The sequence below is a fragment of the Holdemania massiliensis genome, from assembly GCF_022440805.1.
GTDB classification, from domain to species: Bacteria; Bacillota_I; Bacilli_A; order Erysipelotrichales; family Erysipelotrichaceae; genus Holdemania; species Holdemania massiliensis_A.
Genome location: NZ_JAKNTK010000001.1, coordinates 3,760,217 through 3,783,796, shown reverse-complemented (window position 1 = coordinate 3,783,796; position 23,580 = coordinate 3,760,217). Strand labels below are relative to the sequence as shown.

Below are 23,580 nucleotides of genomic sequence, written 5' to 3'. Positions count from 1 at the left end.
GTTATGCGGAAACCCCTTTGCGAAGGGGTTTTTCTTTGTTGGAATGAGCTGGTAAATCGTCCTTGTTGGGAACAGGTTGGCAACACAGCACTTTTTCAGCAGGTATAGCCTGGAGAGATTTAAGATAAAGGCCATTATAGGATTTTTTTAGATTTTCCGTGAGTATACAGGCGATAGGATAGTTCTAACAAGGCAGCAAATCTGCGCTGAGGTTGTCGTCACGTTCAACGTAACATTAGACAAGGAGCCTGTTACAGCCTGATGCTGCATAGCTCAAAAAACTCTTGTTTTATATCGCCAGCTATGTTGTTTCACAAAAGATGTTGGCGATCCTTAGTCATACGTACAATCTATACTTTTTCACGATATTCTCCTCAATTATAACGAAGATATCGAGGATTCATAACACATAAAGCATACACTTCTTTGGAAAACTTGACAGGGATCAACGGATTTGCTATACTTCTTTTCAATTGGTCTGAAATCAGACTAATTGAAAAACTGATCTTTAAATAGAGTCATGATTTATTCAGAGTTTGAAAAGGTCAAAGAGAGGGGGAATGAAAATGAATGAACATCAGACATTGATGATGGAGTATTATGAGCTCTGGGGGAGAATGGATGACGTTTATGACCACTGGGCAAAAGCACGGGGTATTTCATATACAGAGCTGTTGTTTCTTTATACTTTGTGGGAAACAGATCGGCCCATAACCCAACGAGATCTGTGTCAGAGATGGCATCTGCCAAAACAAACGGTCAATTCAATTCTGCACGCCCTGGCGAAGCGGGAGATCGTTGTTTTCAAAGAATCCCCACAAGATCATAGGCGTAAGGAAATCCTTCTTACAACGCAGGGAACGGCGCTGGCGCAAACCGTGATCCGTGAGCTGCAGACTCACGAGCTTGAGGTGATCCAAACGATCGGAATTTCATCAATGCGGGCGATGTTAAAGGAAACGAAACGCTTTCTTGATGCGTTTGAGGAGGTGAAACCTTGACCAAAACATTTTTTAAGTATGTGATCCCTTCCATGCTCGCTTTTGCCCTGTCAGGAATCTACGCGATTGTCGATGGTTTCTTTGTCGGCAACAGTGTGGGTGATCAAGGGCTGGCCACAATCAATCTTGTTTATCCGCTGGTCGCTCTGATTCAGGCTGCAGGGACAGGGATCGGGATGGCCGGCGCCATTCACTTCGCCATTGCGGAGGGCGGGAATCGAATGAATGAACGGAATCGTTATTTCTGGATTACCTGCGGTCTGTTAGTTTTAGTCAGCGTGGTTCTGACTTTGGTGTATCTGCCCTTAGGCGGAACGCTGCTGCATCTATTGGGAGCACAGGGAGCATTGGAAAGTTATGGCCGGGAATACATCACGGTCATTATAATGGGAATCTTGTTTCAGGTGTTGGGTGTCGGTTTAGTACCCGTAATCCGCAATATGGGAAAATCGATTCAGGCAATGGCTGCGATGATCGCCGGTTTTCTTACCAATATCCTGCTGGATTATGTTTTTGTCTGGGTGCTGCCGTATGGTTTGGCTGGCGCGGCCGCTGCGACAGTGTTGGGACAGGCGGTCACGATGATTTGGTGCCTGGCCGTGCTGTATCCGCTGCGGAAAACGCTAAAGGCACAATGGGATAAAGGCTGGGAATATCAGACTACTCGGATTCTGAAACTGACGCCTTCACCTTTAGGTCTGACCTTTGTCCCCAATGTGACATTGATTTTGATCAACTGGAGCGCGATTCGGGTCGGAGGCGACAATGCCGTCAGCACCTACGCGATCATCAGCTATGTCTGCTGCGTCATGCTGCTTCTGCTGCAGGGAATCAGTGACGGCACGCAGCCGCTGTTCAGCCAATATTATGGCGAACAGAACCCGTCCAAAGTTCGCCATGTGCGGAAGCTGGCCTTTCAGTTTGGTCTGGCGATTGCCTTGCTCAGCATGATTCTGCTGTACAGCCAACGCTATGCCTCAGCGGTTTTGTTTGGGGCTTCAGTCCAGACAATAGACGCCGTGGGCAGAAGTCTGCCGGTCTTTATTCTAGGGTTTGCCTTTGTTGCTGTTTCGCGGATTGCGATTTCCTATTTCTATGCGACAGAGAAGAACAAATATGCCTATCTTTTGATTTATGGTGAACCGATCATTCTGGCATGTCTGCTGCTGTTCCTGCCGGCTCAGTTCGGCATCGTCGGTACCTGGGCGGCGGTTCCGATCTCTCAGGTCGTGATTGCGGTATTCAGTCTTGGATTGTTAAGAAAGGCAGAACATCAGGAATCCATTCTGCTCTGCAGTCAAAATAATCCAAGTTCGGGCGCAATGCAGGATTAGCGCGCGGAATCCGATGCCATTAGATTCTGCGGGAGAAACCCAAACGAATAAAAACCTGGCTCTTCGGCAGCAACTTAGAAGCTTTGCCGCAAAAGGCCAGGTTTTTTTCTGCCTGTGAATTACTCAGCAACAACACGGACCTGAAGCTGCGTGACATATTCATCATAACGCTGGGTTTCATGAATGTCGATCAGTAAGAATTCCAGGAACTGACCGACGGCTTTTAGTTTTCGTTTCTGAATTGCCTCCTGCAGGATTCGCAGATGCTCGTCATGCGTATCGTAGCGGCCGCTGTAAGTCAGGGTGAGATATTGGCCTTCTTCCAATGTAAAATCATAGGACTCATCTTCCGTACAAATGAAGACCGATGTGCATCGGACTGTGCCGTCCGCCTGAGGTTCCAGAATGGATCCGGTATCGACATTGCCGAGAATCGACAGCTGTTCCTCTAACCGTCCAGATAATTTTGTCAACAGATAATCGATATCCTCGTCATGTTCAATCTTCTCTTTTAAAAGCAGACATCTCCGTTTAGGAAATGTTCGTAAACGCACCTGATTCATCGGCTCGCTGAGCGCTTCCTCAAGGCTCTGACGGCGATTTTGCAAGTCCTGTAGGTCTTTCTTCATCTCCTCGATGCGCTGCCTCAGAATGGCTTCCTTTTCGTCCAGCAGGTGACGGGTGGTAGCCACGGAGCGGGAATCAAGATAGGTTTTGATCTGCTGCGTGCTGAAACCCAGCTTTAATAAGTCTCGGATCACGTTAAGCCGCCAAATATCGCTGAGGGAGTACAGCCGGTAATTTCCTTCACTGCGCTGCGGCTGAATCAAACCCATCTTTTCATAATACCGCAGCGAATCTGCACCAATATGATACAGCTGACAGATCTGGTGAATCTTATACTGATTTTTCATTCGATCACCCCTTGACTCTAGTATTATACCAAGGTTTATACTGGTTCAGGAAGGAGGAATTATGAGCTTAAAACGTAAATTTATACGCTTTGTCCTGCCATCCATGGCGTCGATGCTGGTTTTTAACCTGTATACGATGGTGGACGGGATCTTTATTGCCAATTATGCAGGAGAAACAGCCTTGGCTGCCGTCAATCTGGCGATGCCTTTTATCAACTTTATGTTTGCTTTTTCACTGCTGCTGTCGATCGGCGCGTCGACGTTGATTTCGATCCATCGAGGCGCGGGGCGAGAGGAGCGGGCTAATCAGCTGTTTACGATGAATACCGTTGTCCTGTCCACGCTGGCGCTGCTGATTTCGGTAAGCTGTGTGATCTTGGCTCAGCCGCTGGCTTTGTTTCTGGGAGCCGGCAGCGATACGCTGCAGTATGTAACGGAATATCTGCGGATCATCGGGGGATTTGGCTTTTTCTTTATTGTTTCTTATTCGTTTGAAGTGCTGATCAAGGCCGACGGCTTCCCGCAGCTGTCCACTTTCGGTGTTCTGCTGGGGGCGTTTACCAACGTTGTGCTGGATGCTTTGTTTGTCTTCGGCTTCCATTGGGGACTAGCCGGAGCTGCCTGGGCAACGGGAATTTCCCAGCTGCTGACCTTTCTTGTTTTCTTCAGCCACTTTCTGTTTAGCCGGAAAACGCACTTTCATTTTACCCGGTTTTCGCTGGATCTGTCTCAATACAAGCGGATTGTGCCGATCGGGATTGCCGACTGCATTACCGAGCTATCCGCCGGCGTCATCGTCTTTGCGTTCAATCATCAGATTTTATCCATTATCGGAACATCCGGCGTTGTCAGCTATACGGTTATGACATATGTCTACAATCTGGTGCTGATGGCGTTTGTAGGCATTGCCCAGGGCTGTCAGCCGTTAGTCAGCTATGCGGTGGGACAGCGGGACTCCGCGACGATCAAACTGGTGTATCGGTACGGACTGATTGCCGCTGCACTCACTTCGGCGCTCTGTTTTGGCGGTTGCATGATCCTGACGCCGCAGATCGTCTCAGTCTTTATCAAGCCGCAGGAAGCGGCGCTGTTTGCCAATACGATCACCGCTTTCCGAATTTATGCAATTTGTTTTCTGATCATGGGCTATAATGTATTAACATCCGGATTCTTTGTTGCGCTGGCAAAGCCAAAAGCAGCCCTGACGTTATCGTTAGCACGGGGAATCGTTGTGATCTTAGTTTGTTTATTGATTTTGTCCTCAGCTCTAGGGGCAGTGGGTATCTGGCTGACTCCGACCGTAAGCGAAGGTCTGTGTCTGATTTTAAGCTTGATCCTGATGCGGACAACGCATCCCTTTGCAGCGGCATAGCTCCGCTGCTTTTTTCATACAATAAAACGATGAAACGGTTAAAACGAAAATGTTGGGCAACAGGCAGTTTGATTGTTCTGTTGATCGCCGCTCTGGTGATGCGGGCATTCAGCCGTGCGATTACGGTCATGTCGGATACACGCTTAAACGGAATGACAATAGTGATTGATGCGGGCCATGGGGGAAAGGATCCGGGAGCGCGGAGTCAGGCGATCGACGAAGATGAGATTAATTTAAAAACAGCGAAGAAACTGCAGCGATTGTTGGAAGGGGCGGGTGCCGAAGTGATTATGATCCGGGAAGAGGACGTTGATCTGGCACCTTCGGAGGCTAAGAATGTGAAGCGGGAAGATCTGAAGAAACGAGTAGAGATTATGAATCAGCCCCAAGTGACATTATTTATCAGCATTCACTGCAATATCTCGCTGGACAAACGTGTTCATGGAGCCGAAGTTTATTATCAGCAGGGAAATGAGAATTCCCATCAGCTGGCCGCGGCGGTATTGGAACGGCTGCGGCCGGTAACGGAGTCGAAATTCCAACCCAAAACCGGGAATATCTATATTCTGAAACAGACGACTACGTTGGGGATTTTGGCTGAGATTGGATTCTTGTCCAACGGTCAGGATTTAGCTGCACTGCAGAAAGATGAACACCTGGATGAAATTGCTTATGCAATCTTTCAGGGGATTGATGATTTTGTTAAGATTCTGGAATAACAGGGAAAAACAGGCCGACTGAGAGGGCAGGATCATCGGCGATGCAAAAAATCGAAAAAACTTTAAAAAGTTGTTGACACTTTATTTTCTCCGTGGTATATTTATTAAGCATTCGATGGGAAACAGTTAATTGGGCCTGTAGCTCAGGTGGTTAGAGCGCACCCCTGATAAGGGTGAGGTCGTTGGTTCAAGTCCATTCAGGCCCACCATCGAATTTAAATATACATGGGGTATTAGCTCAGCTGGGAGAGCGCCTGCTTTGCACGCAGGAGGTCAACGGTTCGATCCCGTTATGCTCCACCATGATATGTTACTATTAGGATATCGCGATTTATAAAAGTCTATGTAAGGCTTTGAGCGATATCCTTTTTTTCTCCATAGTTGAGATAAAGTTGAATCAAAGATATCCTTGAATTTGATGGACTGTTCTTGGCTAAAAGCTCAGGTTCATTGATAAATGTGACGTAAATGCGGGGATATACCAAATTTAATATCAAATTTCAAAGATGAGAAAAGCACTTTAATAAATTTTCAACATAAACGGGAGCTGAATATGAGCAGTGTATTAATCATAGAAGATGACAAAGAAATATGTCAAATATTAACTGATTTTTTGTGCAATTATAATTATGAAACTGAATGTTGTTTTTCTGGACTTAACGCATTGTCTGTTTTTAACCAGAAGTTCTTTGACTTAGTTATCTTAGATTTAATGCTTCCTTATGTCAGCGGGGAAGAAATACTGTGCGGAATAAGAAAGGTTTCCGATGTACCGATTTTAGTTGTATCCGCAAAAGATTTAGTACGCACGAAAGTAGAATTACTGCGGCTTGGCGCGGATGACTATATAACCAAGCCTTTCAACTTAGAAGAGCTGTTGGCACGGATCGAACGCTGTTTAATCCGAAATCAGAAAACATTTCCGGGAATCCGGATTATCTGTGGAGAATTGGCGTTAGATACGCAGTCAAAATCAGTTTTTATTCAAGAGAATCCCATTTCACTGACAGCTAAAGAATATCAAATTTTAGAATTGTTAATGAAATATCCCAATAAGGTTTTCTCTAAGCAAAATCTTTATGAAACTGTATGGAATGATGTTTTTGCACGAGATAATGATGTAATGAATACGCACATCAGTAATATTAGAAAAAAGCTGGGCAGCGAAGGGTGGCGTATAGAAACTGTATGGGGATTGGGGTATCGTTTCATCAAGAGCTGAACTTTAGGGAGTCTTTAGCTTTCTCTTAAGCTTTCCTTGACCTTTCTCTGCGATAATGAAGGACAGAAAGGGATGATAGGATGAATGAAATCATTTTTCAAACGAAAGACATTGTAAAAAGATATAAACATGTCAATGTACTGGATCGGATTAATATGACGGTGAAGCGCGGTGACATTTACGGATTGATCGGTGAGAATGGAGCGGGGAAAACAACCTTAATCCGCTTATTAACCGGACTGGCAAATCCTTCGACCGGAGAGTTATTTCTGTTTGGACACCAAGGAAAGTCCATTGCAGGACAGCGTTCCCGAATGGGATGTATTATAGAAGGTCCGTCTTTGTATTCCGAGATGACGGCGATTGAAAATTTAGAAGTTCAGCGATTGCAGCGGGGAATTCCTGGTAAAGAGAATCTTGACCACGTTCTCGCTTTAGTTCATTTAGATCATGTCGGAAAGAAAAAAGTAAAGAATTTTTCTTTAGGAATGCGGCAGCGGCTTGCGTTGGCCATTGCCTTGTTAGGAACCCCTGAATTTCTGGTTTTGGATGAACCGATTAATGGATTAGATCCGGTCGGTATTTTAGAACTTAGAAATTTATTAAAAAGTTTGAATAAAGAAATGGGAATAACGATCTTGATTTCAAGTCATATTTTGTCAGAGCTGAATCAACTGGCAACGAAGTATGGTATTTTGAGTCATGGAGAATTAATGCAGGAAATTGATGCGAAGGAATTAGAAAAACAATGTCAGAAGCATCTGTACCTGAAAGTGAGCGATGTGTCGAAAGTGGCTTCTTTATTAGAATTAGAGCTGCATACCCATAATTATAGAGTTTTGCCTGACAATTCCATCTGTTTATATGATTATCTTGATGCGCCTGAACAAATTTCCGCGATGCTGGGAAGAAATGATATCACCTTATATCAGTTAACGTGCAAAGGCGAAGATTTAGAGAGCTACTATATGAAAATCATAGCGGGAGAAAAATCATGTTAAATTATTTAAAAGCGGAATTGTACCGGCTGGTGCATTCAAAATCATGGATCGGTTTTATTTTAGGTAGTGCGTTTATTTTGTTTTTATCCATGATTTTTGGTGAAATGACGATCATGGGATCAGGTGAAGGGATGCTTTTGGATATTGGCTTCCAAGCTAAAAGTTATTTATCTGCCGCAGAACCTACTTTTGAAACTGTTGCTCAGTCGTGTCTTGGATATACTGCTTTTTTCTGGCTAGTCAATGTTCTGTTTACGGCTACTTTTTTTAACAAAGAATATGAAGTGGGAACGATAAAATTGTCTGTTGCTTATGGAATTGACCGCCGGATTATTTATTTTTCAAAAGCGATGATCATCCTCGTTGTTTCGATATTTATGTATTTTGCATTCATCCTGGGCTTTTTCATCTTAGAAACAATGCAGTCAGGATATTTGATGAGTCTGGCAGAATTCATGCAGCTTCTACAATGGACTGTGATTAACGGCTTGGTTTTGTTGGCGATGAACTGCCTTGTCATCTTCTTATGCGGTTTAATCTCGAATATCAGCGTTGTAACAGGTGTCAGCTGTATTTATATATTCAGCGGCGCATGCGTTTATCTGATGTCTTGGGCAAGCATGGAAACTCTATTTCCGCTATTGAGAACTTATGTGTACGCAAACCCGATGTTTTACTGGATGAATATTTGCTCATCTAACATTACAAGAATTATAGATTATTTGCCTTGGTATTTATTAAGCAGCACATTACTGCTTATAATCGGTTGTATTCTTGTCAATCGGAAAGAAATTAAATAGAGGAAAAATCAATGTTCTGGATATTTATTTTAACACTTCTTTTTTTGATGATTTTTATTTTCAAGTTAGTTTGCTGGAAAAAACAGATTCGTAAAATAAATATTCAGCTGCAGGAAATTCTGAATGAGAAAACGCAAAAGTTTATAACGCTAACGTTGATGGATAAAGATCTGGAAAAGATGACAGTCATGATTAATGAGCTTGCTGAAAGTGAAAGAATAAGTATGGGGCAGGCACAGATAAAAGAGGAAAAACAGAAAGAGAATATAACATGTTTAACGCATGACTTGCGGACTCCATTAACTTCTATTAGAGGTTATTTAGAATTGATGCAAAATGCTTCGGATGAAAAGCGAGCGCAGTATATGGAAGCTTTGGTTGGAAAAGCGATACGTTTAGAACAGTTAATCAACGATTTTTATCAAATTTCATTGTTGGATGATAATGAAATTTCTTATAAAAAGGAAATGATTGAACTCAATAAACTGGTGACTGAGGTTATATTGGATAATCATTCTCTGTTTGAAAACAGAAAAATTATTCCGGAAATTCAGTTGGCAGAGGAAGACATTTTCTTGGATTCCGATAAAACGGCGCTGACGCGTATTTTTCAAAATCTTATTATTAATGCGATTCGCTCAACAACCGGGAAACTAAGTATCCGTTTAATTACAAATGATCGTGAATTGAAAGTCAGTATTCAAAATTCGATAAAGGAAGACTTTTGCCTGGATTCGACAAAAATATTTGATCGGTTTTATTCAGGAGATATTTCCAGAGGGAATGGTAATTCAGGCCAGGGATTATATATTGTTAAGAAATTATTGGCACAATTAGGCTGCGAAGAACCGCGTGTCAACATAACAAAAGAATCATTTGAAATTATCGTTAATCTATCAAGCATTCGAACGCCAAATAATAGTTGAGTTCATCTCGGGAACCAATTCATTAATTTCAAAGAAAAATAAATTAGCAGGCCACAATGCAACAGTCAATTTATTTTCTGATTTTACATATTAACTCCACTAAGCTCTAAAAACTCACGTTCTAATCAACATGAACTTTATCTTCAAAATAATTATATCTCTTTAATAAATACATTTAATTTCAACTTAAGCAAGTTATATATTAGGAATATTTTAAAATTCAGTAATCCTAATAATTTCTCAAAGAAATGATATATTACTATTAAGATATCGCTCAAAGTCTATGTAAAGCTTTAAGCGATATCCTTTTTGTTTTAGGAAACTGATAAATTAGATAGAACTTGTATAGAACCTCTAGGACGACTTAAGAATTGTGTATAATATTTAGTAATATGAAAATAATCAACTTATGATTCACAAAATGGCCTATGCTCACTAAAAGATTGTAACTTAGTCTTTTAAGTCACTTCTTGATAGTTTAATGAATCCTTCATCAGGATTATCGCGATAAAGTGGATAGAGATAAAGCCAATCTTGATAAAACTCAAACCGGTATAAACCGACTTCGCTAAATAATGAGGATTTAATATAAATTACATCATCAGATAATTGTTGAATGGAGATAATATCATAATTTTCTCCTTGAATGATTAATTCGTTTTCGTTCATATCAATAACAAACTCTAAATTTTTTTCGGGGATTGTCCATTGACCGTTAAGTTTATCATTAATAGTAGGGATGATTCGAGTATACTTTACTGTTTCATTAATAACAAGTTCAGTATCCGATAGTTTGTTGATACTAGAAAATGATGTAATATAAACTGGCTCAGCATAATAAAGGGATCGCTGTTTAACCTTTATTAACTCACAGTTACTGAAAAAATAGTTTCCTAGCCGGTAAGGATAGAAATATGAGTTTGCTTCACTTAACAAATTTTTTCCATACATGACCCATATTCCATTATCAAGAAAATATTGAGTGTACATTTCTGAAGATACTCCGTCTTTTTCGATCCAAGCACCGATGATATTGCTAGAGTCAAATTGACATTTGTCTATTGTATACTCATCACTAATCCATTGATTACTGTATTTATCTAAGGGAACAGAATATACAGCTTGTTCTGATTGAGTCGTACAAGCGCTTAGGGTAATAAGAACAACGAACAATTTTAATAATTTCATTTTGAGCCACCTCATATATAATAGTATAAAAGGAATTTCAAAAAGCAAACAAATATCAAAGAAAAATTATCGGTTCTTCTCTTTACACACCATTTGTAAAGGTGGAATTACTGAGCTGTATACCGTATGGTAATTCCATAATAGCTTAAAGACATGATAAATATAAACAGGACGCTGAACAGCGGCTTTTTTTGTGTTGAACAGAATAAAGGATTCGAGCACACTTTCATTCTTTGCCTAGATACTGAACAATTCGATTGACCTTTAAATATTTGCTCCGAATGGATAAAATGAAAAGCGAAGTGAAGATAATCAATCACTCAATCTGAACTTTTTTTTCAAATTTAGATTGAATTTGCGACATACATCGGCAATCAGGTTCAGAACTCTGCCAAAAGATTGAGCTTTGTTAAAAAGTTCAATATGATAGAGCCATCGTAAGGAGGATGACTTGTGTACAGCGAAGAAAAGTTTCCAAAAGATTTTTTATGGGGTGGTGCAATTGCGGCCAATCAAGCCGAAGGTGCATACCTGGAAGATGGGAAAGGATTGAGTATTGCCGATGGATTTCCGGATGGGTTCCGGGGCAGGTTTGATTATCCCTTGCAGGAGAATACCTATTATCCAAGCCATGAAGCGATAGATTTCTATCATCACTACAAAGAAGATCTTGCTTTAATGGAAGGCATGCATTTTAATGCATTTCGTACATCCATTGCCTGGTCGCGAATTTTCCCAAACGGGGATGAAACAGAACCCAATGAAAAAGGTTTGCAATTCTACGATGATCTGTTTGATGAGATGCTGAAACGAGGAATGGAACCTGTAATCACCCTGTCTCATTATGAAACGCCGATGCATTTGGCGATGGAATACGGGGGCTGGACCAATCGTAAGCTGATTGATTATTTTCTGAGATTTTGCCGGGTTGTATTTGAACGTTATGGTAAAAAAGTTAAGTATTGGATGACGTTTAACGAAATCAACAACATGCGGCGGACACCTAGAAATGCCGGAGCGGTCTTTGTTAAACCGGAAGAAAATCTTGATCAGGCGATATATCAGGCAAGTCATCACATGTTTGTTGCCAGCGCTCTGGCTGTGAAATTAGGACATGAGATGATGCCAGGGGCTAAGATCGGCGGAATGTTCTCTCTGAGCAACGTTTACCCTAATACATGTAACCCTCAGGATGTTTTTGAAACTCTAGAATTGCGCCGATCTTCCTTATTTTTCTCGGATGTCATGATGCGTGGAAAGTATCCGAAATACATTTACCGGATTTGGGATCAGAAAAACGTTAACGTTCAGATGGAAGAAGGAGACCTTGAAATTATTGCGCAGTACCCGTGCGATTATCTGGCTTTCAGCTATTATCGTTCAACGACGCATGTGTATGGGGAACCCTTCTGCGGACATACAGGCGGGGATCAAGGAACACCTAATCCTTATCTGCAAAGTACGCCATGGGGATGGCAAATTGATCCGCTTGGATTCCGATATACGCTCAATGAACTTTATGACCGTTATCAGAAACCGTTGTTTGTCGTGGAAAACGGTCTGGGACAAATTGATGAAATTGCGGAAGATGGAAAGATTCACGATGAATATCGCATCAATTATACAAGGGAGCATATCCGGGCAATGAAAGAAGCCATAAAAGATGGCGTAGAACTGATGGGCTACACATATTGGGGTCCAATTGATATTATTTCCGCCGGTACCGGTGAAATGAAGAAACGTTATGGTTTTATTTATGTTGACAAAGACAATGAAGGTCATGGAACATTAAAACGGATGAAAAAGGACAGCTATGACTGGTATGCCAAAGTTATTAAGTCCAATGGGGAAGATTTAGATTAGCCCGCAGGAGGGAGTAAAGTAAAATGAAAAAATTCTTCGACCGCTTTATGCAGATTTTAGAGAAATATGGCGGAAAACTACAGCAGATGACCTATCTGATCGCGATTAAGGATGCTTTTACAGATTTAATGCCGATCATCATTATCGGATCCTTTGCCACCTTGATCAGCAATGTAATCTGCAGCCCAAAAAACGGTCTGGCACAATTTGCCGGGTTTGGCTTCCTGGAACAGTTTACATCCATTTTCAGTACGATTAACTATGCAACGATGAGTTTTCTGGCCATTTATCTGGTTTATCGAATCGGGCACAAAATGGCGGAAATTCGTGGGACAGCCCCTGTTTTAAGCGGATTTGTAGCTTTAGCCTGTTATGTAACATTATTGCCAACTTCGGTGCAGACATCCGCCGGGGAAGAGTTGATTACCCTTTCCAATGTTGTTTCTGCCGGTTACACGAATTCGCAGGGAATGTTCATGGCGATCATTGTCGGGATTGCATCCGCAGAATTATTCAGTGCTTTGATCAAAAGCGGAAAACTGCAGATCAAAATGCCGGACAGTGTTCCTGCCGGAGTTTCACGTTCCTTCGAAGTTTTGTTTCCAGCAATGATCACAGCGCTGATCTTTGGTGTAATCGGTTTCTTGTTTGTCAAGGGTACAGGTTATTATATTCCGGACATGATTACAAAAACATTGCAGGCGCCAATGGAAAGCATTATGCAGCATCCAGCTGGAGTCATCGTCCTTGCGTTAGTCTGTCAGTTATTCTGGATGATCGGTATTCATGGATCGCAGATGATCGGCGTTGTCCGCAATACTATTGGCATGGCGGCCATTGCGGCGAATCTGGCGGCATACGAAGCAGGACTGCCGATGCCGAATATCTTCACCTATACTTTCTGGAACACCTATGTGACCATTGGCGGATGCGGCAATACGATCGGATTAGTGATTGCGATCTACCTTTTCTCCAAGCGAGAGGATAATCGTTCAATGGCAAAATTATCAACCATTCCAATGATTTTTGGAATCAATGAACCAATGATTTTCGGAATGCCGATTGTACTGAATCCGTTATTAGCAATTCCGTTCATCCTGGCGCCGATGGTCACCGCGGCCATTGGTTATGTAGCTACCGCCATTGGCTTTGCCGGAGCGGCATTCATCACTGTACCGTTTACAGTCCCACCGATTCTCAACGCTTATTTGACTACGGCGGGCAGTATCGGAGCTGTAATTACTCAGATTCTCTGTATTGTTGTTTCCGTTGTCATTTACATCCCTTTTGTCAAACTGCTGAATAAGCAGGGTGAAGAAGCTTAGTGAATAAATCAGGCTGATCTTGAGGGTCAGCCTTTCTTAAAGGGGGAGAATTCAATGAACAGTTTTACTGTGGCGGTGAATGCCATCATACCCATCACAGCAGTGATGATCCTGGGTTTTGCAGCGCGAAAGAAAGGAATTGTAAGCGAAACCTCTCTGAACGATTTTAACAAAGTTGTGTTCCGGTGTTGCCTGCCGTTATCTTTATTTGAAAGTATTATTCAGATTGATTCGTCCAGTATTGCGAATCCGTTATTAATTGGCTACTGCATGGTTTTTCTGTGTTTGATTATCGGCATGGGGATCTTGGTTCTGCACCGCTCATCCATGAGCAAAGCGAAAAAAGGGGTTTTTGTTCAGGCGCTGTTTCGAAGCAATTTCGTTATTTTAGGACTTCCGATAGTGGAAAGTATTTACGGCCGGGAAAATGTTGGGATAACCTCTGTCATGGTGGCGTTGCTTGTGCCGTTTTTGAATGTAGCGGCAGTCTTAATACTTCAAATTTATTCGGGTAAGAAGATTAATTTAAAAAGTACGTTGGAAGCACTGATAAAAAATCCCATGATTATTGGTGCCGTTCTGGGTCTGATAGGAGTATCCTGCGGGTTTTCCATGCCTTCTTTAGGTTCGGCTGTGCTGGCTTCCATTACCAAGATGACGACCCCGCTGGCGTTGTTTGTGCTTGGCGGAACCTTCCAGTTTCATACTCTGGCTGAAAATCGTTTTCTGTTAACAGGTTTGACGTTTCTGCGTTTGATTCTGATTCCTGCGCTGGGCTTGGCGGGAGCGGTTTTGCTTTCATTCCGCGGTGTGGAACTGATCAGCATGCTGGTACTGTTTGGCGGGCCTGTTGCCGTCGCTTCTTATCCCATGGCTCAGCAAATGGGATTAGACGGTGAATTCGCAGCCCAAGCTGTGTTAGTGACGACGCTTTTGGTCTTAGGCACTTTATTTATGTTTATCACGGGATTGGGAACTTTCAATCTGATATAGCCGTTGTTTTTAAAAAGAAAGGATTTCAGGCTCAACTTGTAAAAAGCGCGGGATAAATGGAATGCTGCATTCTTATGGAAGTTCTTTGCTTTCGATCAGAATTCTAGTACAATAAAGTCGATCAGAATTCCTGCATAGGGGGTGGGAAAGGTGATGATCATAGAACAGTTGAAACACAGCGAGCTATTCACAAAGGCGGAAAATGAAGTCGTTGAATTCATTCTGGAAAATCCGCGGCGGGTTACAGAAATGACCATTGATGAATTAGCAGGTCAAACCTTTTCTTCCAATTCCTCGATCGTAAGAATCTGTAAAAAAGTAGGGATGAAAGGCTTTTCCGAGTTTAAAATCAAGATTGCCAGCGAACTGAATACTTTTATCCTCACGCAAAGTCGTCTTGATCCGGATATCCCGATTTCGCCGGGATCCACCCGCGAGGAAATTGCCCGTGAAATCCTGAATCTGCAGTATCAAGCGCTGACCGATATTTATAATACGTTGGATTTCGATCAAGTCTGGAAAGCAGCCCAGCTCATCGATCAGAGTGATTTGGTTTTAATGTACGGTCGAGGAGAGAGCTTGCTTCCGCTGCGCTGCCTGCAGGCTGATTTGGTGCGGATTGGCAAACGCAGCAGCTGTGAGTCCATTATTGGGTTTGATGCTGTCTTTCCCTGCGATGATCAGATTAAGAAGTGCGCGGTTATCCTGACGCAGTATGGAGATAGCAAGCAGATCGGTGAGGCTTTTAATGAACTGCACCGGGAGAATATTCCAATTATTATGATTCATGGAAATCAGAAAAATATGCTTTCAAAAAGAGCGGCGGTTTCGATCAGTTTTGACAACATGGAAACTCATTCGAAATTTGCAGCGTGCGCCTCACGGGTAACGAAGTATTATATCTTGGATCTCATCTATTCTTTTTTATTTTCGATGCACTATAATAAAAATATAAAATCCGTGATGGAACATTCGGAACTGGTTTTTGAACGTCGGAAACGAATGAATAACCTTCAAGAGGAGGAAATTATTCACAAAGTCAAATGATCGCCTTCCGCACGGATTCATGCAGATAAAAGGATATTCCTGTGAAAATTCAATGATTCAGAGAAATATCCTTTTTCTTATTTTGTTAACTGATGAAATAAAACTTCAAAGTCTTTGACAGAAACTGTCATTCGTTTATTTTTCGGTAGACATCAATAAATTCCTGAGCCAGAATTCCAAAAGCTTCAGCACTCATCAGCTGATCCTCTGCGTGCATTAAGAGTAAAGCAAATTCAGATTTTTCACCGGATGCTTCTTTTTGGATTAATTCCGCATGGGCATGATGACCTTCAATAAAAACAGTCTGCCCTTCTTTCATCAAGGCCTCAGCTTCGTCAAACTTTCCGTTTTTTGCCAAATGAATGGCTTCGATATAGCAGGAACGGGCGGTTCCCACAGCGCTGATGATTTGAAAACTGATTAACTCTAATCCCTGCATAATAAACCTCTCTTTTTTAATGTTGTTAAGTCAATCCTCCAATGAGCTCTGCCACAAATGGAAAGACATAAATTTCTGAACTCTAGTCGTTTAATACTTTTTTAACCTGATCCAAAACTGCTTTACCGTTAACGGTACCGTAAGCTCGCATATCAATCACGGCAACCGGACAGCTGACCTGTTTTTTTATGCTTTCCTGATTAAACCGGATTTGCGGGCCAAGCAGTACGATATCGGCGTCTTTGGCACGGGAAGCCACTTCTGATACGGAATAGGCATCAATTTCGCACGCATAACCTTCTTCTTGAGCTGCCGCTTTCATTTTGTTGACTAAAATACTTGTACTGAATCCGCCTGCACAAAACAATGCAATTTTTCTCATGATGTAATCACTCCTTAGTTCATTTATAACTCTATTGTAAAGAATATCTTTGCAATAAGGAAGGGTAAAGAACAATTCTGGCAGGGAAGTTCAGAATAAAAGGATTGCTGGAACAAAAGCAGGTAATCGTTTTCAAAAATCAAATCAGAATGCCTTTTATTCGCAATAGTTGATTGAAGCGGGATCCATTTTAACCACGGTCTTTCCGTTCCTACAATATACCTTTGAATAAAAAGTTTAATTGTATTTAAAACGGTGGCTGTTTATCAAAATATCCTTTTGCTGGAAAGTTTATCCCAATAATAGAACGTCCAGTATTCTAAAGTTGCTTATCGCTAAACTTACAGGACTCAATATTTAAAAACTTGGAATTCTGTCTTTGAAAATATAAGTGTTGACAAGATTTAAAATATTCTGTAATTTGAGGGTAAGAAGAGTGCTGAGGTATAGATATGAAGTAATGCGTTAACGTTAATATAGTTTAACGATATCCGTTTTTAATCGATGAAGCTACGTAGCTTTAATCGTCATTTTACTCGTGACACGAACATGAGCTGTTGAATAGCTCGGGCTTTATAACTCATTGAATAGGGGTGATCTTCAGTGAAAAGATGTGTTTTGATTGTTGCAGGGATTTTGGCTTTTGCGGCTCTTATGTTTTACCTGGGCACAAACTATTTGAGCACATTGGAGAAAAATGAAAATGAGTTTTCTGCGGAGAAAATTCATCTCGAATCCGAAAATAACGAAGTTGGAAACTTGCTTCAAATTAACCATCGAATTAGAATAGACAAAACGCATCATGTTTTATTTAAGCTCTACATGCCGGAAGATTTTACGAGATGGGAAGACCAGGGAGAAATTTATCTGATCAAGAATCCTGACTTTGAAATAGAGGAAGGAAATCTTGCATTGGGTGTCAGCTATGTAACGTATAATAAAAAGGATAAACTGTATTATGTAGTTACTGATTTTGTTACCGATCAAGGAATCACAAGTTATTTTGTGGAATGTGTTTTACTCATGGATGCTGATGACTTAAGGGTTAGAATTGATCGGCTTAATATAGAACCTTCGAGAAAATAATAAAACTATGACGGAAAAAAGAAAACCGCTTTTGCGATAAGGGTATATCACAAAAGCGATCTTTTATTAAATTGAATAACTCCGCTGGTTTATTTCCAGCGAATGAACTGTTCATCTTCTATTTCCTCACCAAAGCGATAACAAGCGTAACCATTTTGAACGGTGAGAAGTTCCATGCGCTCGATATCTTCCAAATCAGCGTCTTCTTTTATAATAAAGTAAACCGCAAAAGTTCCACGTTTTCGTTCAGGATGATCACCAGAGGCATCGAAGGAAAGTGAAGCATAGGTCATATGAGTAGGATCTTCCTCTAGCGTAAACGTAACATCATCGGGCAAAGGTTCAACAATATAGAAATTGAAGTGACCGTTCAAAATTGTATAATGATTGTATTTCTTATCATCGATTTGTTTTTGTCCGACAAGATAATTTTTAACATCCTGTGAATTGACTAGATTAAGATGAATATTAGTTCGCTTTGTACATGCAGTTAAAGCGAATATGAGAATAAGACCCAAGCCGATAGAATAGAATTTCTTCATTTTTACTCCCTCCCCATTTAAAAAGCATTCCATTATTTAGTCCGATTTCCGCTTGTTCCAGACTTCCTGCTGTGTATTTACCGACCGTTCGGCTTTTTTGCCGGGAGCCTTTGCCGGATCGAGAACGGTGACTTCAATCACAGCCTGAACTTGCGGATTTTCTTCTGCATAGGCTGTGATGACTGCCATGCCAGTTTGAATGGCGGTGATGACGCCGGCTTCATCGACAGAAACCAGTGTTTCATCACTGCTGCTATAGATCCAGGTGAGCGGATTGGCGTTGTAGGGAATCGGCTCGATCCGGATCTGCCGGCTTTTCCCGCTGCGCAGTGACAGGCTTTGCATTGGTTTTTCAACCCCGGTGATCGGGATCCTGCGCGATTGAATATAGGCTCGTGCGATTTCATCAAGGCCGTTTCGCATGCGCCGAACTTCATTTTGGACAAGTTGTCGGTCAGAGGCACGGGCATATGTCGCACTGCCATATTGATTGATCTTCATCTTTGGACGCTTGAGCGACTGGACCAGCTGAGTGATGGCGGTGCTGGTTTCACTGGATAGGCTCTGGAGCCACTTGGCTTTGTTGATATCGCGAATTCCCTGCTTCAACATTTTGTAGCGCGGTGATTCGTAGAAAACTTCGCCCGCAGTATCCCGCTCAGCAGGGTAGATCAGCCATGGATCCCCCGGCTCAAAGGTTCGATACGAAACATCGGTCAGCGGATCCTCCACCCAGCCATCCCAGGACCAGCGCAGAAATCCATCGACGCCCTGCTTCATTGAATACCACATTGTCCAGGCGGTATCCGCCATATCTGAAATCGTATAGGCACTGGGATATTGACCGGTACAGGTGTAAATTGTCGTCAATAAACCCAGCTCACGGCGATGCTGCGCAAGCTTCTGCATGGCTTTTGACTTATCCTGAACGTGAATCAGGCTGACGGAAACATCGTCAATTCGATCCAGGAACGAATAATCATCACCGCTGGAATAATTCATCGCCGATGAAATTTTAAAACTTTTTCCGGTGTCGCTGCGCAACCTTTCAATTAAATCCACGCAGGGCTGCAGCACCTCCATCTCGCGCTCATCCATGGAAATGTAGGTGATATCAAACCAGCCCTTTTCAATTGTGTGCCGCATGAAATCTTCCAGAAATGCCGTCCAGGCTGCCGTCCATTCTTCGCTGCCCGGAACCAACGTTAAACGCAGATCCGTATCACTCAGTTCATCATACATCGTTACGATATTGCCCCAGGGTGCGATACTGTAAGCTTTGATCTGTCCGCGGTTGGCTGCTGGATCCAGCACGCCGGCCTGAATTGCCAGCTCGATCCACTGGTCAAAATCGGTATAATCAAAGCTGTACACACCCTCGGCAGTACGTGTCCAGCGAATCATCGACGGATCACTATCGTAGGACTGATGATTCCAGGCTTCTTCAACGATGGTGGCGATCACACCCCGGCCGCCCATCTGCGCGTATTCCTGCAGCTGCGCAAGCAGATCATTTTTATGTTCATCGCTGAAAGGCGTTGTTTGATAATATCGGGCTGTGGTATAAGGATGCTGCCAAAGCTCAATCTGCGTTTCACCATTCCAGCTGTCCGGGGCAGTCAGATCAAGGACCTCAAAGGTCAACGTCAGCGTGATGGTTTTGCTTCCCGCCGCACGGATTTGAAAGGTGCCGGTATAGGTTCCTGGAAACGCATCTTTGGGAATCGTCAGTGTGATCCAGGCGGATTTCAGCTGTCCTGCATCAAGCTGTGTGACACCACCCTGATGAATGACATCGGGATAAGCGATAACCGGAGCTTCAGGATCTGCGCTGCCAATGTTGGCCATCGTTTCATGCAGCCAGCGAATATCCGCATTTTCTGCCGCGATGCGATGAGTTCCATTGACAAAATCACCGGCTTGGATTTCCAGCTGATCAAGCGATTCCTCCCCCGCCCAGACAGTAATTTTCGCATCCAGCACATCATTTTGCCAGACGGTATCCGTCCATCGATCCTGGCTTGTGCGCCGCGCCTCTTCATAATCAGACTGCAAGGTGTGCTGATATGGATTGTCAAAATAAGCTCCCATTGTTATGGCTTGTTCCGCATTCGCTTTTTCCTGAATCCGCGGACGGAACGCTGCCGGCATTCCCTCTGCTTGAATCGGGGATGGAGGAAGCAATCCAAAAAGCAAAGCGATGAGGAAGAAATATTTCATGGTCTTGGACAAACGTTTTTTCATGGATTTCCTTTCTTCTGAATTTCCTGCGAACAGCAAGTATCATTTTTAACTAATTTCATTATATCAATAAATCACTTCTCTCCGCAGTTTAATTTATGAAGCTTCCCTTACAAGCTAAGCTTTGCTGTTTTAAATTGAAGTGATAAAAGTAAAATTCAGCGGATAGGAATAAGGAAATTCATACAGATTTGGTAGGATTGGGATTTTCCTTTTTTCCGATGTGCGGTACAATGAGAAAAAAGAAAGGGGTCAGTGAATGGAAGCCAAAGACAGACAATTTTATGTGCTGCTTTCAGCGTTATGCACAACTTATACGCAGTCGATTGATCAACAGATCGCAAACTGGATTAATCCTCATTATTTAAAGGTTCTTGAATATATACGGAAACATGAAGGTGTAAAACCAGGTGAATTGGCGGAAGTTTTTCGCATGTCAAAATCCAATGTCACAAAGATTGTCACCTATTTTGTGAACAATGATTTTGTGGAACGGGAGATCGAACAGAAGGACCGCCGCAGTCTGCATTTAAAGACGACCGCTTATGGCCGGAAGGTTTGCCGGGAAGCGGATGCGATCATCATGCATTTTGCTGCGTTGATGGCCGAGGCCTTTGCGGATGAGGAGCGGGAACCGTTTATGCAGCGGCTGATTCTGGCCATGCAGAAGATCAACGCGGAATCGCATGTCATGCTCAAAGACGGCGATGATTTCTCCGACACCCGTTTCTAAATTGATTTCTTCCTTCTTTCTGCGCCAATATGCAGGCATGCTTCTGCAAAACAAGAAGGCTGGAAAACTGTGGGAAATAAGATAATCTTGGTGCTTTTTTTGCACTATGGATTTCGTTACAATAAGCTTACCGGAAGTGAAAAGAAAGAGAGATCAGAGGATGATGAGTGAACAAGAAAAAATGCTGGCGGGGATGTTATATACCGCTCAGGATCCTGAACTTGTGGCGGCGCATCGGCGTGCTCTGCGTTTAACGCAGCGCTACAATGCAACAGGGGAAGACCAGGCTGAGGAGCGGGAAGCGCTGATCCAGGAGCTCTTGGGGAGTTTTGGCGAAGATGGGGTAATTATGCCGCCCTTTCGTTGCGATTACGGCAGCCAGATCGAAATCGGCGATCATTTCTTCGCTAATTATGACTGTCTGTTTCTGGATGTCTGCTCGATTACCATCGGCAATCATGTCATGCTGGGACCGCGGGTTTGTCTGTATACCGCAGCCCATCCGCTCAGCAGTGAAGTGCGGGATACCGGACTGGAATACGGCAAGCCGATCACGATCGGCAATTCTGTCTGGATCGGCGGCAATGTCATTGTGAATCCGGGAGTTACGATTGGCAATAATGTGGTGATCGGAGCCGGATCGGTCGTGACCCATGATCTGCCTGACGGCGTCATCGCAGCCGGCAATCCATGCCGGGTGCTGCGCAGGATCAGTGATGAAGACCGAAAGTTCTGGCTTGCGCGCCAACAGGAATGGCAGTCGCGCTGAGGGATCAAATACAACCGTACCCAAGGAAACAGAGCTGGGATAGGGAAGAACTTGGGTTTTTCCTTGACAAGCCGGCGGCAAAAGCGTAAACTAACTCAGGATCAGGATGAAGCGCGGATTGTAGCGTCATCTTGAAGAAAAAGGAATCAAAAAATCAGTGAGGCAAAACCACTCTAAAAAACACAGAGTGGTTTTTTATTTTGAAGGAGGACTTAGGAATGGAAAATAAAATGGGGACGATGCCGATGAAGAAACTGTTGGCGACGATGTCGCTGCCGATCATGCTTTCAATGTTGATCCAGGCTTGCTACAACATTGTCGACAGTATGTTTGTTGCACGCTATTCCCAAGAAGCGCTGGCGGCCGTGTCGCTGGCCTTTCCGATCCAGATGCTGATCATCGCAGTTTCCGTGGGCACAGCGGTCGGGGTCAATTCCCTGCTTTCCCGGCGTTTGGGAGAGGGCAGAATGGAGGAAGTCAATAAAGCGGCGCAGCATGGGATTCTGTTAGCCTTGATCAGTGCGGCGGTGTTTGCGGTCTTTGGTCTGAGTGCGGCCAGAGCCTTTGCGAATCTGTTTACGACATCTGCCGACATCGCTTCCCAAGCGGCCTTGTATATTGGAATCGTAACGGTATTCTGCTTCGGCGTGTTTGTGCAGATCGTCATGGAAAGAATTATGCAGGCAACGGGAAATGCGGTTTACAACATGGTCATGCAGGGAATCGGAGCCCTGGTCAACATCATTCTCGATCCGATCTTAATCTTCGGCTTCTTCGGCTTTCCTGCAATGGGAATTCTGGGGGCAGCGATCGCGACGGTAAGCGGACAGATCCTGGCAATGGTTCTGGGCGCGTGGATTATTCATAAACAGATTCCGTTTATTCATCTGGGAGTGAAAGGATTTTCGTTTTCCTGGGATATCTGCCGTCAGATTTATTCGGTGGGTTTTCCGGCGATCATCATGCAGTCGGTTGCCTCGGTGATGACGCTGGGGATGAACATGATTCTGCTGCCTTATTCAGAGCTGGCGATTTCGGTTTACAGCGTTTATGCCAAGCTGCAGCAGTTTATCTTCATGCCGGTCCTGGGCATGAACAGCGCACTGATCGCGATTGTGGGCTATAATTTTGGGGCGCAGAAAAAACAGCGGATCAATCAGGCTGCCCGATATTCTTTGATCGCTGCGGTCCTGATCATGGCCTTGGGAACGGTGCTGTTTCAGCTGGCGCCGAAATGGCTGTTAGGCATGTTTAATGCTTCCGAAGAAATGCTGGCGATCGGCATTCCGGCATTAAAAACAATTTCCCTCTCCTTTGTTTTTGCCGGGGTTTCGATTGTGCTCTGTTCGATTTTTCAGGCGCTGGATGACGGAATGCTTTCTCTGTGGGTTTCTCTGGGCCGCCAGCTGATCCTGGTGCTGCCGCTGGCCTGGCTGCTTTCTCGATGGGGCGGGCTGAATGTGCTGTGGCTAGCTTTTGTCATCTCCGAAGGGCTGTGCATGCTTTTTAGCATTGGCGCTTACCGCAGAGTAAAGCTGCGGCAGATTGATGTGCTGGCAGACTGAACACTTTATCCGCAGCGGATGTTTTACCGAGGGATCAGACAGGAAACCATTTCTGACCAAGAATAAACTAATTAACCCGATAAACAAAAAACGCTGACCGCCTTACAAGTCTGAGGAT

The 23,580-nt window shown here is 43.3% G+C and carries 22 protein-coding genes and 2 tRNA genes; 18 read left to right on the top strand and 6 right to left on the bottom strand.

What is annotated here, in order from left to right:
- The first annotated feature begins 566 nt into the window (after positions 1 to 566).
- The gene (locus MCG46_RS17530) at positions 567 to 1,001 is read left to right on the top strand and encodes a MarR family winged helix-turn-helix transcriptional regulator (RefSeq protein WP_240281142.1); all 435 of its coding nucleotides are present in this window, start codon (positions 567 to 569) and stop codon (positions 999 to 1,001) included.
- Entirely contained in the window at positions 998 to 2,335 is a 1,338-nt protein-coding gene (locus tag MCG46_RS17525; protein WP_240281141.1) for an MATE family efflux transporter, read from the top strand. Before MCG46_RS17530 ends, MCG46_RS17525 begins: the two co-directional genes overlap by 4 nt.
- Positions 2,336 to 2,454: 119 nt before the next feature.
- On the opposite strand, the gene MCG46_RS17520 is transcribed toward MCG46_RS17525, so the two are convergent.
- Positions 2,455 to 3,249, bottom strand: coding sequence for a MerR family transcriptional regulator (locus tag MCG46_RS17520; RefSeq protein WP_240281140.1), 795 nt, complete (start codon positions 3,247 to 3,249; stop codon positions 2,455 to 2,457).
- A gap of 61 nt (positions 3,250 to 3,310) precedes the next feature.
- Here MCG46_RS17520 and MCG46_RS17515 point away from each other — a divergent pair, with 61 nt between their 5' ends.
- The 8 genes from MCG46_RS17515 to MCG46_RS17480 all read left to right on the top strand — a co-directional run bounded on the left by MCG46_RS17515 (position 3,311) and on the right by MCG46_RS17480 (position 9,289).
- Positions 3,311 to 4,621 (top strand): MATE family efflux transporter, encoded by a 1,311-nt coding sequence (locus MCG46_RS17515; RefSeq protein ID WP_240281139.1) that lies wholly within the window; start codon positions 3,311 to 3,313, stop codon positions 4,619 to 4,621.
- Positions 4,622 to 4,650: 29 nt separating this feature from the next.
- Positions 4,651 to 5,340 carry an N-acetylmuramoyl-L-alanine amidase family protein gene (locus MCG46_RS17510; RefSeq protein WP_240281138.1) on the top strand — a complete coding sequence of 230 codons (690 nt, stop codon included), beginning with the start codon at positions 4,651 to 4,653 and terminating at the stop codon, positions 5,338 to 5,340.
- A gap of 132 nt (positions 5,341 to 5,472) precedes the next feature.
- Positions 5,473 to 5,549: transfer RNA gene (locus MCG46_RS17505), tRNA-Ile, on the top strand.
- Positions 5,550 to 5,567: 18 nt separating this feature from the next.
- Positions 5,568 to 5,643 (top strand) — tRNA-Ala (locus MCG46_RS17500).
- Between the two features lie 250 nt (positions 5,644 to 5,893).
- Positions 5,894 to 6,562, top strand: coding sequence for a response regulator transcription factor (locus MCG46_RS17495; protein ID WP_020226414.1), 669 nt, complete (start codon positions 5,894 to 5,896; stop codon positions 6,560 to 6,562).
- Positions 6,563 to 6,642: 80 nt separating this feature from the next.
- The gene (locus tag MCG46_RS17490) at positions 6,643 to 7,563 is read left to right on the top strand and encodes an ATP-binding cassette domain-containing protein (RefSeq protein WP_240281137.1); all 921 of its coding nucleotides are present in this window, start codon (positions 6,643 to 6,645) and stop codon (positions 7,561 to 7,563) included.
- The gene (locus MCG46_RS17485; RefSeq protein ID WP_240281136.1) at positions 7,557 to 8,363 is read left to right on the top strand and encodes an ABC transporter permease subunit; all 807 of its coding nucleotides are present in this window, start codon (positions 7,557 to 7,559) and stop codon (positions 8,361 to 8,363) included. Before MCG46_RS17490 ends, MCG46_RS17485 begins: the two co-directional genes overlap by 7 nt.
- 11 nt (positions 8,364 to 8,374) lie before the next feature.
- Positions 8,375 to 9,289, top strand: coding sequence for a sensor histidine kinase (locus MCG46_RS17480; protein WP_240281135.1), 915 nt, complete (start codon positions 8,375 to 8,377; stop codon positions 9,287 to 9,289).
- A gap of 450 nt (positions 9,290 to 9,739) precedes the next feature.
- Here MCG46_RS17480 and MCG46_RS17475 read toward each other — a convergent pair whose 3' ends face one another.
- Complete coding sequence (locus MCG46_RS17475; RefSeq protein WP_240281134.1) at positions 9,740 to 10,477, bottom strand: hypothetical protein; 738 nt, start codon at positions 10,475 to 10,477, stop codon at positions 9,740 to 9,742.
- A 453-nt stretch (positions 10,478 to 10,930) separates the two neighbouring features.
- Here MCG46_RS17475 and MCG46_RS17470 point away from each other — a divergent pair, with 453 nt between their 5' ends.
- From MCG46_RS17470 to MCG46_RS17455, 4 genes are all read left to right on the top strand, one after another.
- Positions 10,931 to 12,340, top strand: a complete 1,410-nt coding sequence (locus MCG46_RS17470; protein WP_240281133.1) for a glycoside hydrolase family 1 protein — start codon at positions 10,931 to 10,933, stop codon at positions 12,338 to 12,340.
- A 23-nt stretch (positions 12,341 to 12,363) separates the two neighbouring features.
- The gene (locus MCG46_RS17465; RefSeq protein ID WP_240281132.1) at positions 12,364 to 13,665 is read left to right on the top strand and encodes a PTS sugar transporter subunit IIC; all 1,302 of its coding nucleotides are present in this window, start codon (positions 12,364 to 12,366) and stop codon (positions 13,663 to 13,665) included.
- Between the two features lie 54 nt (positions 13,666 to 13,719).
- Positions 13,720 to 14,658, top strand: coding sequence for an AEC family transporter (locus MCG46_RS17460; protein ID WP_240281131.1), 939 nt, complete (start codon positions 13,720 to 13,722; stop codon positions 14,656 to 14,658).
- A gap of 153 nt (positions 14,659 to 14,811) precedes the next feature.
- Positions 14,812 to 15,705, top strand: coding sequence for a MurR/RpiR family transcriptional regulator (locus tag MCG46_RS17455; RefSeq protein WP_240281465.1), 894 nt, complete (start codon positions 14,812 to 14,814; stop codon positions 15,703 to 15,705).
- 127 nt (positions 15,706 to 15,832) lie between these two features.
- Here the strand turns inward: MCG46_RS17455 and MCG46_RS17450 are convergent, their stop codons facing one another.
- On the bottom strand, positions 15,833 to 16,144 hold the full coding sequence (locus MCG46_RS17450; RefSeq protein ID WP_240281130.1) for a PTS lactose/cellobiose transporter subunit IIA: 312 nt from the start codon (positions 16,142 to 16,144) through the stop codon (positions 15,833 to 15,835).
- A gap of 82 nt (positions 16,145 to 16,226) precedes the next feature.
- Positions 16,227 to 16,526, bottom strand: a complete 300-nt coding sequence (locus MCG46_RS17445; RefSeq protein WP_240281129.1) for a PTS sugar transporter subunit IIB — start codon at positions 16,524 to 16,526, stop codon at positions 16,227 to 16,229.
- 603 nt (positions 16,527 to 17,129) lie between these two features.
- Here MCG46_RS17445 and MCG46_RS17440 point away from each other — a divergent pair.
- Positions 17,130 to 17,612: a hypothetical protein gene (locus MCG46_RS17440; RefSeq protein ID WP_240281128.1), complete on the top strand. Its 483-nt coding sequence runs from the start codon at positions 17,130 to 17,132 to the stop codon at positions 17,610 to 17,612.
- An 89-nt stretch (positions 17,613 to 17,701) separates the two neighbouring features.
- Here the strand turns inward: MCG46_RS17440 and MCG46_RS17435 are convergent, their stop codons facing one another.
- A complete protein-coding gene (locus MCG46_RS17435) occupies positions 17,702 to 18,154 on the bottom strand; it encodes a hypothetical protein (protein ID WP_240281127.1) in 453 nt (150 codons plus the stop codon).
- 36 nt (positions 18,155 to 18,190) lie between these two features.
- Positions 18,191 to 20,398 carry a glycoside hydrolase domain-containing protein gene (locus MCG46_RS17430; protein ID WP_240281126.1) on the bottom strand — a complete coding sequence of 736 codons (2,208 nt, stop codon included), beginning with the start codon at positions 20,396 to 20,398 and terminating at the stop codon, positions 18,191 to 18,193.
- A gap of 256 nt (positions 20,399 to 20,654) precedes the next feature.
- On the opposite strand from MCG46_RS17430, the gene MCG46_RS17425 reads away from it, so the two are divergent.
- From MCG46_RS17425 to MCG46_RS17415, 3 genes are all read left to right on the top strand, one after another.
- Positions 20,655 to 21,128, top strand: coding sequence for a MarR family winged helix-turn-helix transcriptional regulator (locus MCG46_RS17425; protein ID WP_240281125.1), 474 nt, complete (start codon positions 20,655 to 20,657; stop codon positions 21,126 to 21,128).
- A gap of 160 nt (positions 21,129 to 21,288) precedes the next feature.
- Positions 21,289 to 21,897, top strand: coding sequence for a sugar O-acetyltransferase (locus tag MCG46_RS17420; RefSeq protein ID WP_240281124.1), 609 nt, complete (start codon positions 21,289 to 21,291; stop codon positions 21,895 to 21,897).
- Between the two features lie 218 nt (positions 21,898 to 22,115).
- Positions 22,116 to 23,462 (top strand): MATE family efflux transporter, encoded by a 1,347-nt coding sequence (locus MCG46_RS17415; protein WP_240281123.1) that lies wholly within the window; start codon positions 22,116 to 22,118, stop codon positions 23,460 to 23,462.
- The last annotated feature ends 118 nt before the right edge of the window (positions 23,463 to 23,580 follow it).